Here is a 15,351-nt window from a genome sequence, read left to right as displayed (position 1 = left end):
TGTGGGAGCGAGCTTGCTCGCGAATCCGGTTTGTCATTCAACATGGATGTCGACTGATGTACCGCTTTCGCGAGCAAGCTCGCTCCCACAGGGTTTTGTAGTGTTGGGGAGATAGCGTTCAGAAACCTTGTGGGGTTGAGCGGGCGACGATGGCTTCGACGTCCAGCCCACGCGGCAAGGCGCCGTACACCCGGCCGCCACCGCTCAGACGGCTGGCAATGAAGGCATCGCTGACCGCTGAGTTACCGGCCTCCAGCAACAGCTTGGCCTGCAACCCCAGCGCAATATCTTCAGTCAACTGCCGCGCCCGATACTGAATGTCGCTCGTATCCTTGAACTGCACCTGCAATTGCTGAATATGCGCAGCCAGACGCTTGTCGCCATGCCCATCACCGAGCTCGCTGAACAACACATCCAGCACACCCGGTTCTTTCGACAACGCCCGCAGCACATCCAGGCACTGCACATTCCCCGAGCCTTCCCACGTCGAGTTCACCGGCGCCTCGCGGTACAGGCGCGGCAGAATGCTGTCCTCGACATACCCGGCGCCGCCCATGCACTCGGCCGCTTCGTTGATCATCGCCGGCGCGCGTTTGCAGATCCAATACTTGCCCACTGCTGTCACCAGCCGCGCGAATTGCGCTTCGTGGCGATCGTCCAGATGATCCAGCGCCTTGCCCATGCGCAAACTGAGGGCTAGCGCGGCTTCGCTTTCCAGGGCCAGATCGGCCAGCACGTTCTGCATCAACGGCTGTTCGCTGAGCAACTTGCCGCCGACCTTGCGGTGCGCGCAGTGGTGGCTGGCCTGGGTCAGCGCCTGACGCATCAACGCACTGGAACCGACCATGCAATCGAAGCGGGTCATCGCCACCATCTCGATGATGGTTGGCACGCCGCGCCCTTCTTCGCCGACCATCCATGCCAGCGCGCCCCGAAACTCCACTTCGCTGGAGGCGTTGGACTGGTTGCCGAGTTTGTTTTTCAGACGCTGGATGTAGAACTGATTGCGCGTGTCGTCCGGACGATGCCGTGGCAGCAGGAAACAGCTCAAGCCCTTGTCGGTTTGCGCCAGCGTCAGGAAGGCATCGCACATCGGCGCCGAGCAGAACCACTTGTGCCCGACCAGCTCATAGGCCTGACCCGGGCCGCTGGCGCCGACCGGATAAGCCTTGGTGGTGTTGGCACGCACATCGGTTCCGCCCTGTTTCTCGGTCATGGCCATGCCGATGGTCACGCCGGCCTTGTGCGCCATGCCGACGTTGCGCGGGTCGTATTCGCTGGAGAGGACTTTCGGCAGCCACTGCTCAGCGATATTCGCCTGCAAACGCAGGGCCGGCACGCTGGCGAAGGTCATGGTCAACGGGCAACCGCTGCCGGCCTCGGCTTGGCTGTGCAAATAAGTCATCGAGGCGCGTGCGACGTGGGCGCCATCCTGTGGATGCGCCCATGGCAGCGAAGTCAGGCCATGCTCGATCGCCGTGCGCATCAGCTCGTGATAGGCCGGATGAAATTCCACCAGATCGATGCGATGGCCGTAGCGGTCATGGCTGGCGAACGCTGGTTTGTTCTGATTGGCGAGGAACCCGGCTTCCATCAACGGCCCGCCGGCGAGCGCACCGTAGGCATCGATCCGCGACTCGGCCCAACCGGCGCCGAACCTGCGCGACCACTCCTGTAACGGCAGGTCGATGCGGTAGAGGTTGGTGCCGTCCAGCGACGGTGGCTGGTTGGTGACTTCGTGGGTTTCGGCGAACTGATGCAGGTTCATGAAGGGGCTCCTTGAATCAACCGGAGCGGTCAGTTAAGCACCGCCCCCAAGCCGATCAAAGTGTCATAAACGCCGAATTTGCGGCGCTTTTACCCTATCAACAGCACAATACGCGACGCTCCAGTGCGGATTGCAATTCCTCGAATTTCACCGGTTTGTTCAGGTAATCGACCGGTGCTCCCGTGGCGCAAAGCTCTCGGTCGGCGGTCAATGCGAGCATGAACACCGGCAGGTTGGCACAGCCCGGCATAGCGTGAATCAGGCAGCACAAGGACGTGCCTTCAGGGGCGGGCATCTGACAATCGATCAGCACCGCATCGAAGGTTTCCCGCTGCAGGCTGTCCAGTGCCGCCGCGCCGTGATCAGCAGTGCGCACGCGGAAACCGAGCTTGAGCAACATGCCGCGCATCACCAATTGGTTGACGCTGTTGTCGTCCACCAGCAACACCGTGCAGTCCTGCGGGGCACGCAGGCAATCGCGCGAAGGCAGCGAGTTTGGCGCAGGCTCAACCACCGGTAGTTCAAACTCGACGTCCAGCTGGAAGCGGCTGCCGTGCCCTGGCTCGGAGCGATGGGTCAGCTTGCCACCAAGCAGCTCGACCAACTGTCGGCAGATCGCCAGGCCGACGCCCAATCCGCCATATTCGCGGGTCATCGAACCGTCGAGCTGGAAGAAGCGCTGGTACATGGTCGCTTCGCCCAGATCGGTGAAACCGATGCCAGTGTCGATCACTGCGAACGACAGTGCCAGACGATTGCCCGTCGACGGTTTGCCCGTCACGCGCAACGCCAACCCACCGACACGGGTGAACTTGATTGCATTATCGAGCAGGCATTCCAGACATTGCGCGAGCTTGGCGCTGTCGCCGTGCAGGCGATCCGGCAGGGTTGGCAGCACCTCGACCTTGAAGTCCAGCGACTTGCTCGCTGCGTTGCCGTCGAACTGCACACGCAACGCTTCAACCACTGCGCGCAGGCTGAAACTGCCCGGCGACGCCTTGAGCTTGCCGGCCTGCAATTCGGTAAGGGTGAGGATGCCGTTGACCATGCGCATCATGTCCCGCGCGGAACCGGCGGCGGTCTGTTGGTATTGCTCAAGTTCCGGATCCAGCTCGACGGTCTGCATCAGTTCCAGCGAACCGATTACACCGTTCATCGGCGTGCGCAGTTCGTGGGTCAGGGTCGCCAAAAACTCATCTTTGAGCTTGTTGCTGTGCGCCAGTTGCTGGTTGAGCACTTCGAGTTTCTGCCCGGCGTCGTACAGCGTCTGCGCCTGCTGCTCGCGCATCGCGTTGATACGGTCGGCCAGCGCCAGCGACAACAGCGCCACTTCAATGGCCGAGCCGATCTGGCTGGCGTACATGGTCAGGAATACGTTCGGCAGCAGGCCGAGCACCATCAGCGTGTTGACGATGCCGCCGAGCAGAAATGCCGACCACGCGATGATGAAATAGCGTGCCACGCGCAAACCGCGCCACCAGGCCAGAATCCCTGCGGCAAAAATGACCACGGTGAAGGTCAGTGCCAATATCGTCGCCAGACGCAGCGACAGCGCGTAACTGGTCATCAGCGACAAACCGACCACCAGCGCGCCGAACGCGATCAGTGCAATCAGCAAGCGATCAAGCCAGCGGCTATGGTTTTTGGTCTGCAGGAAACTGCGGGCAAACTGACTGCCGAACAGCCCCGCACAGCCGATGAAAAATGGCGTAGCCGCGTTGGCCCACCAAGGATTCTCCGGCCAGAAATACTCCACCGCCGCGCCGTTCACCGACAGCTGATAAAGGCCGAACGAGGCGATATAGAAGATGTAATAGAGGTAACTGGTGTCGCGCACGCTGAGGAAGATGAACAGGTTGTAGACAACCATCCCCAGCAGCACCCCATAAATGACGCCCAGCACATACAGGCGCACCGGCTGATCTTCGAGATACGCGGTACTCGACCACAACGTTACCGGCGCCTGAACCGAGCCTTCACTGGCCAGTCGCAGATATACGGTTTGCTGTTGATCCGGCTTGAATGAAAGGTCGAACAAATAATTGTTCTGGCGAATCTCGCGGCTGGCGAACGGCAAGGCGTCGCCGGTTTGCCGGACGAGGCGGTAGTCGCCACTGGCGTCGGCCGTATAGAGGTCGAGATGATCGAGCGGTGGATACGCCAACTCCAGCAGCCAGGTGCGTTGGGCAGCGGGATTGCTCGGACGGTAATGCAGGTCGATCTTCAGCCAGAACGCTGAGCGCGAGTAACCGGCATTGAGCGTGTCTTTATCGTGGGCTTTGAAATTGCCGGCGGCAGCCTGCGCGCGAACATCGGCAATGCTCGCCTGACCACTCGGGTCTTCGAACACTTGCAGCGACCGGCCCAGAGGAAGGCTCTGAGTAAACTCGTCGAATTCGACGGCGCTCGCCATGAGGGGCAAGCAGAACAGCAACATCAGCAAATAGCGCATTGAAGCCCCAGCGTGGCTCATCCGGTTGTGTCAGGAAGCCCCCCATTCCTTTTGAGTAGACGTAAAACCGGTATTACCTGTTATTGGTTTGGATCCAGACTAGCATAGCCGTTGATGGCCATTGAGCACCATCGAAACTTTTCCTACAAAGGCTCTAGAACGGGCGTTCCAGAGCAAAGCAGCGAGCTAGAGCTGTTCGGTTGGTCAGGTCGATCAAACGATGGCAGCCTGCGGCGGTGCCTCCAGTGGAATGCGCTCAGTGCAGGAGCGGCCGCGGGCTGCGATCTTTTGATCTTGCTGTTCCACCCACACCCGAAAATCAGCTTTGGTGGTAAGCTCGCGCACCATGAATATCTACAGCTCCCGCCCCGTTGTCCTCTGTCTCTCCGGCCACGACCCAAGTGGTGGCGCCGGCTTGCAGGCAGATATCGAAGCCCTGCTCGCGCAGGGTTGCCATGCGGCTCCGGCCGTCACCGCCCTGACCGTGCAAGACACCGTCAATGTCACTGACTTCCGCGTCCTCGACCGTGAGTGGGTATTGGCCCAGGCCAATGCCGTGCTCAATGACTCCGAAGTCGCTGCAGTGAAACTGGGCATGCTCGGTTCGCTGGAAATGGTCGACACTGTTGTCGAACTGCTTTCGGCGCACCCGCACTTGCCGGTGGTCTGCGACCCGGTGCTGCGCGCCGGTGGCGGCGGACGCCTGGGCAAGGACGAGGTCGGCTATGCGATGCGCGAGCGTCTGCTGCCGCTGTCGATCATTGCCACCCCCAACCTTCCTGAAGCGCGCATTCTCGCCGAACTGCCCGAAGGCACCGCGGACGAGTGCGCTGAAAAACTCCTGCCGTTCGTCAAAAACCTGCTGATCACCGGCGGCCATGGCGACGAAACTGAAATCCACAACCGCGTGTACAGCCGCGACGGTCTGCGTGAAACCTTTGTCTGCCAGCGTCTGCCGGGCAGCTATCACGGTTCCGGTTGCACATTGGCCAGCGCTTTGGCCGGTCGATTGGCTCAGGGCGAACACCTGGCCAGTGCTGTGCGCAGTGCTTTGGATTACACCTGGCGCACCCTGCGCGATGCCGAACAACTGGGCAAAGGCCAGTTCGTCCCGCGTCGCCTGCCGCTGGATTTCTGCTCGTAACGTCGTGAGGTCTGCCCGATGAAACTACGTGGCCTGTATGCCATTACCGACAGCCAATTGCTGGCCGGCAAGTTTCTGTCTTATGTAGAGGCGGCGCTGGAAGGCGGCGTCACCCTGCTGCAATACCGCGACAAGAGCAGCGACGAGGCCCGCCGTTTGCGTGAGGCCGAAGCGTTGCGCGATCTGTGCGAGCGCTACAAGACGCAGTTGATCATCAACGATGACGCCGAACTGGCCGCGCGCCTCAACGTCGGCGTGCACCTCGGCCAGACCGACGGCCCACTGTCGCCGACCCGCGCCCTGCTCGGTTCGAAAGCGATCATCGGTTCGACCTGCCACGCGCAATTCGCGCTGGCCGAACAAGCGGCCAAAGAAGGCGCGAGTTATGTCGCCTTCGGTCGCTTCTTCAATTCCAACACCAAGCCCGGCGCGCCGACCTGCGGCCTCGATCTGCTCGACGAAGCCAAGCGCACGTTGCACCTGCCGATCTGCGCGATTGGCGGCATCACCCTCGACAACGCCGCGCCGCTCGTAGCCCACGGGGTCGACCTGCTCGCGGTAGTCCACGGTTTGTTTGGTGCCGAAAACACCGCCGAAGTGACCCGCCGCGCCCGCGCATTCAACGAATTGTTCAAATCCTGAAGATTGAGAGCCCGATCATGTCTCGTTCCGAAACCCTGTTTGCCAACGCCCAGAAACACATTCCCGGTGGCGTGAACTCGCCAGTCCGCGCATTCAAGAGCGTTGGCGGCACCCCGCTGTTCTTCAAACACGCTGAAGGCGCTTACGTGACTGACGAAGACGACAAGCGTTATGTCGATTACGTTGGTTCGTGGGGCCCGATGATCCTCGGCCACAGCCACCCGGACGTGCTGGACGCTGTGCGCAATCAACTGCAACACGGCTTGTCGTACGGCGCGCCGACCGCGATGGAAACCGAGATGGCCGATCTGGTCTGCTCGCTGGTGCCATCGATGGACATGGTGCGCATGGTCAGCTCCGGCACCGAAGCGACCATGAGCGCGATCCGTCTGGCCCGTGGTTACACCGGTCGTGACAGCATCATCAAATTCGAAGGCTGCTACCACGGTCACTCCGACAGCCTGCTGGTCAAGGCCGGTTCCGGCGCCCTGACCCAAGGCGTGCCGAGCTCGGCCGGTGTACCGGCGGCCTTCGCCAAACACACCCTGACCCTGCCGTTCAACGACATCGACGCGGTGGAAAAGATGCTCGCTGAAGTGGGCGACGAGGTGGCGTGCATTATTGTTGAGCCGGTGGCCGGCAACATGAACTGCGTACCACCGGCGCCGGGCTTCCTCGAAGGCTTGCGTTCGCTGTGCGACAAGCATGGCGTGGTGCTGATTTTCGACGAAGTGATGACCGGTTTCCGCGTCGCCCTCGGCGGTGCCCAGGCGTACTACGGGGTAAATCCTGATCTGACCACCTTCGGCAAGATCATCGGCGGCGGCATGCCGGTCGGTTGCTTCGGCGGCAAGCGCGAAATCATGGAACGCATTGCGCCGCTGGGTCCGGTGTATCAGGCCGGCACGTTATCGGGTAACCCGCTGGCCATGGCCGCTGGTTTGACCACGCTGCGCCTGATCAGCCGTCCGGGTTTCCACGCCGAGCTGACCGACTACACCACGCGCCTGCTCGACGGTTTGCAACAGCGCGCCGACGCGGCAGGCATCCCGTTCGTGACTACCCAGGCAGGTGGCATGTTCGGTCTGTACTTCAGCGGCGCCGACGACATCGTCACCTTTGAAGACGTGATGGCCAGCGACGCTGCACTGTTCGGTCGCTTCTTCCACCTGATGCTGGAAGGTGGCGTGTACCTGGCACCGAGCGCCTTCGAAGCCGGTTTCACCTCGATCGCTCATGGCGAAACCGAGCTGAAACTGACACTGGACGCTGCCGAACGCGCCTTCGCTGCATTGAAGTAATCGCTGTACCGCTGACGTTGGCTATCGCCAGCGTCAGCGTTTACCTACATCCAAGCCGTTTTTCCAACGCTCCTGCTAAAAATCTCCCATAAAGTGGGCGATATATTCCCCGTGCAGCAGAAAAACGAGTAAAGACTTTGTAAGGTTGGCCCTGCTTATTTCATAATGCGCGCTTATTGGATCCCTCGATGGGTCCGCGTGCCCTTCAGAGGTAAGTCGATTCCCATGAACCGCACCGGCCGCACCCTTGCCTTGGGCTGCCTGTTGCTCCTTCAGCCCCTGCTCGCGCATGCACAAGCAGGCGGCAACTCGTTGTTGATCCCGGCGATGGGTCGTTGCACCCTCAATACTCAGCCGCAAGACGTCACGCAGGCACTGGCCGCCTGCCAGAAGGCGGCGGACGAAGGGGATGCACAAGCGCAATACGAGTTGGGTGAGTTCTACTACGATGGCAAGAATGCGCCGCGCGACCTCAATCAAGCCCTGAGCTATTTCGAAAAGGCCTCGCTGCAAGGCCACGCACAGGCGCAATTCAAACTCGGCACGATGTTCTTCCACGGCGAAGGCGTGCAGGCCAACAACATTCAGGCGTACATCGTGCTGAAGATGGCCGCAGTCAACGGCGCTGAAGACGCGCTGGATACAGCCGACGAAGTTTCCGAAAAAATGTCCCGCGAAGATCTCGAAACCGCGACCCAGGTGCTCGGGCAAATTTTCCGTAAATACCTGATGGAACTGCAGAGCGCTGATGGGCGTACGCCGTTTTCGCCTCTTCCCTGATTTTTGCGCCGACCTTTCCGGCCCCTTCGCGAGCGAGCTTGCTCGCGAATGAGGCGACTCGGTTTTACTTTTCAGGCATCGGCATCGGAAACGGCATCACATTGCCGACCGCGCCACGGGCTTCGCTGATTTTCGGGGTGCCCAGACGTTCCACTTCGTCGATGCGCACAATCGAATGCATCGGCACAAAGCTGCGCACCACACCTTCGAACTGCGCCTTGAGCTTTTCTTCGCTCGGATCGACGACCACTTGCGTGCGCTCGCCAAAGACGAACTCTTCCACTTCCAGAAAGCCCCACAGATCACTTTGATAGATCTGCTTGGCGTACATTTCGAACACCTGGCCCTGGTTGAGGAAAATCACCTTATAGATTGGAGCTTCGCGTTTGGTCATGGCGGGGGGATAACATCGGGGATAAAAATGAGGGCGCAAACTATAGCATAGCCGCTGGACGCGCAGCGGTAGGAACCTGCGGGCTTGTTCCCTATAATGCCGGGTTCTTTGAATCACGTGATGACCCTAATCCATGGCCAAGAAGCTTTACATCGAAACCCACGGTTGCCAGATGAACGAGTACGACAGCTCGCGCATGGTCGATCTGCTGGGTGAACATCAGGCCCTGGAAGTCACCGCGCGTGCAGAAGACGCCGACGTGATCCTGCTCAACACCTGCTCGATCCGCGAGCGCGCCCAGGATCGCGTGTATTCGCAGCTCGGTCGCTGGCGCGAACTGAAACTGGCCAACCCGGACATGGTGATCGCCGTCGGCGGTTGCGTGGCCAGCCAGGAAGGCGCGGCGATCCGTGATCGCGCGCCTTACGTCGACGTGGTCTTTGGCCCGCAGACCCTGCACCGCCTGCCAGAAATGATCGACGCCGCGCGCATCACCAAGCTGCCGCAAGTCGACGTCTCGTTCCCGGAAATCGAAAAATTCGACCACCTGCCCGAGCCGCGTATCGACGGTCCGAGCGCCTATGTGTCAGTAATGGAAGGCTGCAGCAAGTACTGCACGTTCTGCGTGGTGCCTTACACCCGAGGTGAAGAAGTCAGCCGGCCGTTCGATGACGTGGTCGCCGAAGTCATTCACCTAGCCGAAAACGGCGTGCGTGAAGTGACGCTGCTGGGGCAGAACGTCAACGGCTATCGCGGTACGACCCATGACGGTCGTCTGGCTGATCTCGCCGAGCTGATCCGCGTCGTCGCCGCCATCGACGGCATCGACCGCATTCGCTACACCACTTCGCACCCGCTGGAGTTTTCCGACAGCCTGATCCAGGCCCACGCCGACGTGCCGGAGCTGGTGAAGCACCTGCATTTGCCGGTGCAATCGGGCTCCGACCGGATTCTCGCGGCGATGAAGCGCAACCACACGGCGCTGGAGTACAAATCCAAGCTGCGCAAACTGCGCGCGGCGGTACCGGGCATCTGCATCAGCTCGGACTTCATCGTCGGTTTCCCCGGCGAGACCGAGAAAGATTTCGAACAGACCATGAAGCTGATTGCCGACGTCGGTTTCGACTTTTCCTACTCGTTCGTTTACAGCCAGCGCCCGGGCACTCCGGCTGCAGATCTGGCCGACGAAACTCCGGAAGAGTTGAAAAAAGAACGCCTGAACGCGCTGCAGCATCGCTTGAATCAGCAAGGTTTCGAAATCAGCCGACAAATGGTCGGTTCGATCCAGCGCATTCTGGTGACCGATTATTCGAAGAAAGACCCGGGCGAGTTGCAGGGGCGTACCGAGAATAATCGTATCGTCAACTTCCGCTGCGACAATCCGACCCTGATTGGTCAGTTTGCTGATGTACACATCGACGCGGCGCAACCGCACTCGCTGCGCGGCTCGCTGATCCAATAAATGCAAAAGATCGCAGCCTTCGGCAGCTCCTACATGGATTACATTCCCCTGTAGGAGCTGCCGAAGGCTGCGATCTTGACGGTGTCGACGACAAGAATATTTAAGAGCTTTCGCCCCCAGGCCTCTGGCGTTATCCTTGATTTCATCTTAATTGCCCCAGGGCGGCTGAATACGACCTTGAACGCACCCATAGAACCACATCGTTTTATCCTCGAGCCCTTTGAGGCTCGCCGCTTCGCCAATCTGTGCGGGCAATTCGACGAGCATTTGCGCTTGATCGAACAGCGCCTGACGATCGAGATCCGCAACCGCGGAAACCAGTTCGAGCTGATCGGCGACCCCAAACACACCACGTCTGCGGAAAATCTGATTCGTCGCCTGTACCGGGAAACCAAAGGTTCAGAGCTGTCGCCAGATACGGTTCACCTGTTCCTGCAGGAATCGGCCGTGGTCGAGCTGGACAACCACGCCCCCGCCGAAGCTTCTGTTGCCCTGCGCACCAAGAAAGGCATGATTCGCCCGCGCGGCTTGAATCAGTTGCGCTACGTCAAGGAAGTCCTCGGCAACGACATCAACTTCGGCATCGGTCCGGCCGGTACCGGCAAGACTTATCTGGCCGTGGCCTGCGCTGTCGATGCACTGGAACGCGAGCAGATCCGGCGCATCCTGCTGGTGCGTCCGGCGGTTGAAGCGGGTGAGAAACTCGGCTTCCTGCCCGGCGACCTGTCGCAGAAGATCGACCCGTACCTGCGCCCGCTCTACGACGCACTTTACGAAATGCTCGGCTTCGAATACGTCGCCAAGCTGATCGAACGTCAGGTGATCGAGGTTGCGCCACTGGCCTACATGCGCGGTCGCACGCTGAACAACAGCTTCATCATTCTCGACGAGAGTCAGAACACCACCGTCGAACAGATGAAAATGTTCCTGACCCGGATCGGCTTCGGCTCTACAGCGGTCATCACCGGTGACATCACCCAGGTCGACCTGCCGAAAGGCACCAAGTCCGGCTTGCATCATGTGATCGAAGTGCTCAAAGACGTGCCGGGCATCAGCTTCACGCACTTCCAGCCCAAAGACGTCGTGCGCCATCCTTTGGTACAGCGGATCGTCGAAGCCTACGAGCGCTTCGAAAACCGTGACGAAGCCCCCAAGGACACCTCGCGAAATGCTTGAGCTAGACCTGCAAATCGCGACTGACGCGAACGCGCCGAGTGAAGCCGACTTCCGCCGGTGGTGCGAACTGGCCCTGCGCCAGCGCACCGCCGACTCGGAAATGACCATTCGTCTGGTCGACGAGGAGGAAGGCCGCGAGCTCAACCACACCTGGCGCCACAAGGATTACGCGACCAACGTCCTGTCGTTCCCGGCTGAAGTGCCCGACGAGTTTCTCGACATCCCATTGCTCGGCGATCTGGTGATCTGCGTGGCCGTGGTCGAGCGCGAAGCCGCAGAACAAGGCAAGGAACTAAAGGCCCACTGGGCACATCTGGTCATTCACGGCTGCTTGCATCTGCTCGGTTACGACCATATAGATGACGAAGAAGCCGAAGAAATGGAAGCACTGGAACGCGAGTTGCTTGCCGAATTGGGCTATCCCGATCCGTACGCGGACGACGAACCCGAAACATCCCCTATCGTTACAACAAAGGATTCAGAGTAATCGCTATGAGCGAAGATCGATCGAGCAACGGGCAGAAGTCATGGCTGGGTAAACTGACCCAGGCTTTTGCCCACGAGCCGAAGAACCGTCAGGAGCTCCTCGAGCTGCTGCGTGATGCACATCAGAACAAACTGCTGGACAGCGAAGCGCTGGCCATCGTCGAAGGCGCCATTCAGGTGGCTGACCTGCAAGTACGCGACATCATGGTGCCGCGCTCGCAGATGATCAGCATCAAGGCGACCCAGACACCCCGTGAATTCCTCCCGGCCGTGGTCGACTCGGCCCACTCGCGCTATCCGGTCATCGGCGAAAGCCATGACGACGTGATGGGCGTGCTGCTGGCCAAGGATCTGCTGCCGCTGATCCTCAAGGAGAACGGCGACAGCTTCAACATCAAGGATCTGCTGCGCCCGGCCACGTTCGTGCCGGAGTCCAAGCGCCTGAACGTGTTGCTGCGCGAATTCCGCGCCAACCACAACCACATGGCCATCGTCATCGACGAATACGGCGGCGTGGCCGGTCTGGTGACCATCGAGGACGTGCTGGAGCAGATCGTCGGCGACATCGAAGACGAGCACGACGTCGAAGAAGACAGCTACATCAAACCACTGCCGAGCGGCGACTTCCTGATCAAGGCCCTGACGCCGATCGAGAACTTCAACGAGTTCTTCGACAGCGAATTCTCCGACGATGAGTTCGACACCGTCGGCGGCCTGGTGATGAGCGCGTTCGGGCACTTGCCAAAACGCAACGAAATCACTGAAATCGGCGCCTATCGTTTCCGCATCCTGAACGCCGACAGCCGTCGGATTCACTTGCTGCGACTGACCCCTATCGCCCGGTAATACCTCTAAGGATTGAAATGCGCTGGACAACCCGCCCCGGCTGGCCCGGTAACCTGCTGGCCGTGGCGGCCGGTGCAATCACCACCTTCGCTCTGGCGCCTTTCAATATCTGGCCGCTGGCTTTGCTGGCGGTCGGCCTGTTCTATGCCGGCTTGCGTGAACTGAGCCCGCGTCAGGCACTGGGCCGTGGCTGGTGTTTCGGTTTCGGCCTGTTCGGCGCCGGCACCAGTTGGATCTATTACAGCATTCACCACTTCGGTGGCGCTTCGGTGCTGCTGGCCGGATTCCTGATGCTGTTGTTCACGGCGGCGATTGCCTGGTTCTTCGCCCTGCCCGCCTGGTTATGGGCGCGCTGGTTGCGCCGTAACGAAGCGCCGCTGGCCGATGCCTTGGCATTTGCCGCCCTGTGGGTGGCACAGGAAATGTTTCGTGGCTGGTTCCTCACCGGTTTCCCGTGGCTGTATTCAGGTTACAGCCAACTCGATGGCCCGCTGGCCGGGCTCGCGCCGGTCGGCGGCATGTGGCTGGTGTCGTTCACTCTGGCGCTGACCGCGGCGCTGATCTACAACGCTCCACGGTTGCTGCAGACCGGGCGCAAAGGCTTTGTGGTGGCGGGCTTGGTACTGCTGATCGGGCCGTGGGCAGCGGGCATTGCGCTCAAGGGTCACGCCTGGACCAGTCCGTCGGGCGCGCCGCTGAGCGTTGCTGCGATTCAGGGCAACGTCGCGCAAAGCATGAAATGGGACCCGGCCGAACTCAACGCGCAACTGGCCCTGTACCGGGATCTGAGTTTCCGCTCCAAACCAGTGGATCTGCTGATCTGGCCGGAAACCGCCGTGCCGGTGCTCAAGGAGTCTGCCGAGGGCTATCTGAACATGATGGGCAACTTCGCCGCCGAGCGTAAATCAGCGCTGATCACCGGTGTGCCGATTCGCGAAATGGTCCGTCACGAAAGACGCTTCTTCAACGGTATCACCGTGGTGGGCGAAGGCGACGGTACTTACCTCAAGCAAAAACTGGTGCCGTTCGGTGAATACGTGCCACTGCAGGACATCCTGCGTGGTTTGATCGCATTCTTCGACCTGCCGATGTCCGACTTTGCCCGCGGCCCGGCCGATCAGGCGCTGTTGCAGGCCAAGGGGTATCAGGTTGCGCCGTTCATCTGCTACGAAGTGGTGTACCCGGACTTCGCCGCAGGCCTGTCGGCACGCAGCGATCTGTTGCTGACGATCAGCAATGACACCTGGTTCGGCACCTCGATCGGCCCGCTGCAACATTTGCAAATGGCGCAGATGCGTGCGCTGGAAGCGGGCCGCTGGATGATTCGCGCGACCAACAACGGTGTGACCGGGCTGATCAACCCTTTCGGGCAGATCACCGAGCAGATTCCGCAGTTTGAACAGGGCGTGCTCTATGGTGAGGTGGTGCCAATGCATAACCTGACGCCGTATCTGCAATACCGTTCGTGGCCGCTGATGATTGTTTGCGTGCTGCTGTTTGGCTGGGCACTGATGGCGAGCCGGATGTCGAAAACGCTTTAAAGCCCCCGACAGCGATCATTCCCACGCTCCGCGTGGGAATGATCATTCAGCCCGGTAAAACAGTGAATACCCCACCTGCCCCACCGCTTCATTCAACAGTTGTCCGCTCTGCCAGATCGATTTGAACTCCGGCAGCCAGCCACCGAAAGGTCTTGCGTTATCGGTACCCAGAAACCCCACTGGCGCCGGAACCACTTCAAACCCCGCCTGCTGAAAACTCCACACCGCTCGCGGCATGTGCCAGGCCTGAGTAATCACAACCACACGCTTGATCCCTTGCGGCAACAAAATATTCGCAGTGAATCTGGCGTTTTCCCATGTGGTGCGGCTTTCACCCTCCTGCCAACGCACCCCAACATCGAAGTCGTCACGCAATGAATCCGCCATCAACTTCGCCTCCGTCGGCGGCGTACCATAATGCAGCCCACCACTGGTCAGAATCGGCAACCCGGATGCCTTGGCCAGCCGCGCGGCATAGCGCTGACGCTCAAGCCCCACACCGGTCGGCTGATCCTCACCCCAGGCCAGATCACCGCGCTCACGCCCGGAGCCCAGCACCACAATGGCATCGGCGCGCTGCGCCAGCGTTGCCCATTCTTCACGGGCCAGCGGCGGCTCGCGCTCCAGAGACCTGGCGCCCCATTGCACGACCACCGGCAGACTCATCAGGCAGAAACCACCAAACCCAATGGCAAAGCACACGCCAGCGAGCCGGGGCCGCGAGCGGCGCAGCCACCAGGCAATCAGCAACAGCAGCAAAAGAATGCCGGGCGGCAATAGAAGTTGTTTGATGAAATAACGAAAAGGCATCGGGCATCTCCAAAGATGCCCGAAGCCTAAGTGGGTTAATACAACGCGACAACCGATAGGGTGGGATCCTGTTGAAAAAGATCCGCTTCATGACCTGCCATGCGCTTACTTGGCCTGCAAAGCCCGTACCTTGACGGTGTCTCTGCCGGGCGCCTTGTCCTTGAGCCAGATGACCTTGGCCGAATGTGCTGCATCGAGCTGCTTCACTGCCTGCGACAAGCATCCATGCGTTTCACGTTCACTACGATCCAGATAGGCCTTGACCAGTTTGAACTCGGCGGGGCTCAAGCCACGCAATTCCAGTTCCAAGGGGCGCTCGTCGCGCAGCCGGTCAGCGGTTTTGGCAGCATCCAGGGCCATGCCCAGACGGTTCATCAACCGCTCGTACAACTCAGGTTTCGTGACGTTTTTCTGCCGTTGCTCCACCATCCCTCACCTCATTGAAGATAAGACTCACTCCCCAGTTAGAGCTTAGCTTCGCTGCACAAACCGGCTGCACGCCGCGACCAACGGCCCTCGTCATGGATTTGCCGTACCAAACAGCTGTAA

At 60.2% G+C, this 15,351-nt stretch carries 14 protein-coding genes; 9 read left to right on the top strand and 5 right to left on the bottom strand.

Annotated features, from left to right (window positions below; translation table 11 throughout):
• Positions 1-118: 118 nt before the first annotated feature.
• Together GTU76_RS07330 and GTU76_RS07325 are read right to left on the bottom strand one after the other, a co-directional pair.
• A complete protein-coding gene (locus GTU76_RS07330; RefSeq protein ID WP_180698339.1) occupies positions 119-1,768 on the bottom strand; it encodes an acyl-CoA dehydrogenase family protein in 1,650 nt (549 codons plus the stop codon).
• 97 nt (positions 1,769-1,865) lie between these two features.
• Positions 1,866-4,220 (bottom strand): hybrid sensor histidine kinase/response regulator, encoded by a 2,355-nt coding sequence (locus GTU76_RS07325; RefSeq protein ID WP_180698338.1) that lies wholly within the window; start codon positions 4,218-4,220, stop codon positions 1,866-1,868.
• 346 nt (positions 4,221-4,566) lie between these two features.
• Here GTU76_RS07325 and GTU76_RS07320 point away from each other — a divergent pair, with 346 nt between their 5' ends.
• The 4 genes from GTU76_RS07320 to GTU76_RS07305 all read left to right on the top strand — a co-directional run bounded on the left by GTU76_RS07320 (position 4,567) and on the right by GTU76_RS07305 (position 8,087).
• Positions 4,567-5,364 (top strand): hydroxymethylpyrimidine/phosphomethylpyrimidine kinase, encoded by a 798-nt coding sequence (locus GTU76_RS07320; protein WP_016986138.1) that lies wholly within the window; start codon positions 4,567-4,569, stop codon positions 5,362-5,364.
• An 18-nt stretch (positions 5,365-5,382) separates the two neighbouring features.
• Positions 5,383-6,006, top strand: coding sequence for a thiamine phosphate synthase (gene thiE, locus GTU76_RS07315; RefSeq protein ID WP_180698337.1), 624 nt, complete (start codon positions 5,383-5,385; stop codon positions 6,004-6,006).
• 17 nt (positions 6,007-6,023) lie between these two features.
• Positions 6,024-7,307 carry a glutamate-1-semialdehyde 2,1-aminomutase gene (hemL, locus tag GTU76_RS07310; protein ID WP_180698336.1) on the top strand — a complete coding sequence of 428 codons (1,284 nt, stop codon included), beginning with the start codon at positions 6,024-6,026 and terminating at the stop codon, positions 7,305-7,307.
• Positions 7,308-7,532: 225 nt separating this feature from the next.
• Positions 7,533-8,087 (top strand): tetratricopeptide repeat protein, encoded by a 555-nt coding sequence (locus GTU76_RS07305; protein WP_003228518.1) that lies wholly within the window; start codon positions 7,533-7,535, stop codon positions 8,085-8,087.
• Between the two features lie 64 nt (positions 8,088-8,151).
• Here the strand turns inward: GTU76_RS07305 and GTU76_RS07300 are convergent, their stop codons facing one another.
• Positions 8,152-8,481 carry a DUF1820 family protein gene (locus tag GTU76_RS07300; protein ID WP_003185742.1) on the bottom strand — a complete coding sequence of 110 codons (330 nt, stop codon included), beginning with the start codon at positions 8,479-8,481 and terminating at the stop codon, positions 8,152-8,154.
• A 133-nt stretch (positions 8,482-8,614) separates the two neighbouring features.
• On the opposite strand from GTU76_RS07300, the gene miaB reads away from it, so the two are divergent.
• From miaB to lnt, 5 genes are all read left to right on the top strand, one after another.
• On the top strand, positions 8,615-9,943 hold the full coding sequence (miaB, locus tag GTU76_RS07295) for a tRNA (N6-isopentenyl adenosine(37)-C2)-methylthiotransferase MiaB (protein WP_180698335.1): 1,329 nt from the start codon (positions 8,615-8,617) through the stop codon (positions 9,941-9,943).
• Between the two features lie 177 nt (positions 9,944-10,120).
• Positions 10,121-11,119 (top strand): PhoH family protein, encoded by a 999-nt coding sequence (locus GTU76_RS07290; RefSeq protein ID WP_008081076.1) that lies wholly within the window; start codon positions 10,121-10,123, stop codon positions 11,117-11,119.
• Positions 11,112-11,606 carry an rRNA maturation RNase YbeY gene (ybeY, locus tag GTU76_RS07285; RefSeq protein WP_016986133.1) on the top strand — a complete coding sequence of 165 codons (495 nt, stop codon included), beginning with the start codon at positions 11,112-11,114 and terminating at the stop codon, positions 11,604-11,606. The genes GTU76_RS07290 and ybeY overlap by 8 nt, the downstream gene beginning before the upstream one ends.
• A gap of 5 nt (positions 11,607-11,611) precedes the next feature.
• Positions 11,612-12,451 (top strand): CorC family transporter, encoded by an 840-nt coding sequence (locus GTU76_RS07280; RefSeq protein WP_007909641.1) that lies wholly within the window; start codon positions 11,612-11,614, stop codon positions 12,449-12,451.
• Between the two features lie 17 nt (positions 12,452-12,468).
• Entirely contained in the window at positions 12,469-13,992 is a 1,524-nt protein-coding gene (gene lnt / locus GTU76_RS07275) for an apolipoprotein N-acyltransferase (RefSeq protein ID WP_180698334.1), read from the top strand.
• 42 nt (positions 13,993-14,034) lie between these two features.
• Here the strand turns inward: lnt and GTU76_RS07270 are convergent, their stop codons facing one another.
• Both GTU76_RS07270 and GTU76_RS07265 read right to left on the bottom strand, forming a co-directional pair.
• Complete coding sequence (locus GTU76_RS07270; protein ID WP_016986131.1) at positions 14,035-14,802, bottom strand: YdcF family protein; 768 nt, start codon at positions 14,800-14,802, stop codon at positions 14,035-14,037.
• A 105-nt stretch (positions 14,803-14,907) separates the two neighbouring features.
• A complete protein-coding gene (locus tag GTU76_RS07265) occupies positions 14,908-15,231 on the bottom strand; it encodes a hypothetical protein (RefSeq protein ID WP_016986130.1) in 324 nt (107 codons plus the stop codon).
• Between the last annotated feature and the right edge of the window lie 120 nt (positions 15,232-15,351).

This window comes from Pseudomonas crudilactis (assembly GCF_013433315.1).
Classification (GTDB): domain Bacteria; phylum Pseudomonadota; class Gammaproteobacteria; order Pseudomonadales; family Pseudomonadaceae; genus Aquipseudomonas; species Aquipseudomonas crudilactis.
Note: the sequence above shows the minus strand (reverse complement) of the source record. Positions and strands in the feature narration are given on the sequence as shown.